2 protein-coding genes are annotated in these 505 nt (G+C 68.1%); both read left to right on the forward strand.

Annotated features, from left to right (window positions below):
- Nucleotides 1–248, forward strand: a 248-nt coding sequence (locus AC1DQC_RS20380; RefSeq protein ID WP_477053036.1) for an aspartate 1-decarboxylase, incomplete at its 5' end; no start/stop codon positions are given.
- 2 nt (nt 249–250) lie between these two features.
- Nucleotides 251–505: type III pantothenate kinase (locus AC1DQC_RS20385; protein WP_477053037.1), on the forward strand; the 255-nt coding region annotated here is incomplete at its 3' end.

A 505-nucleotide genomic window follows, 5' to 3' on the forward strand; every position in this document is an offset into this window, starting at 1 on the left:
GCACCGGCGTGATCGGGATCAACGGTGCCGCAGCGCATCTGGTCAAGCCTGGCGACCTGGTCATCCTGATTGCCTACGGCGTGATGAACGAGCAGGAATGCCGTGACTACGCGCCGCGGGTGGTCTTCGTCGACGCCGACAACCGGCAGGTCGAGCTCGGCAGCGACCCGGCACACGCCCCCGAGGGATCCGGACTGATCACCCCCCGGATGCTGTCCACGCTCGAGAACAACCCGGCGCTGGTGTAGCCGTGCTGCTGACCGTCGACGTCCGCAACACCAACATCGCGCTCGGGTTGTTCACGGGCAGCGGTGAGCACTCGAAGTTGTTGCAGGACTGGCGGATGCGTACCGATCCGCGGGTCACCGCGGACGAGCTGGCCTGGATGCTGCGGGGGCTCCTCGGCGCCCACGTCGAGCAGGTCACCGGCGTGTCCGCGCTGTCGACGGTGCCGTCGGTGCTGCGCGAGTTGCGGGTGATGCTGACCCGCTACTGGGCCCACGTC

Source organism: Cellulomonas sp. P4_H12 (assembly GCF_056400905.1).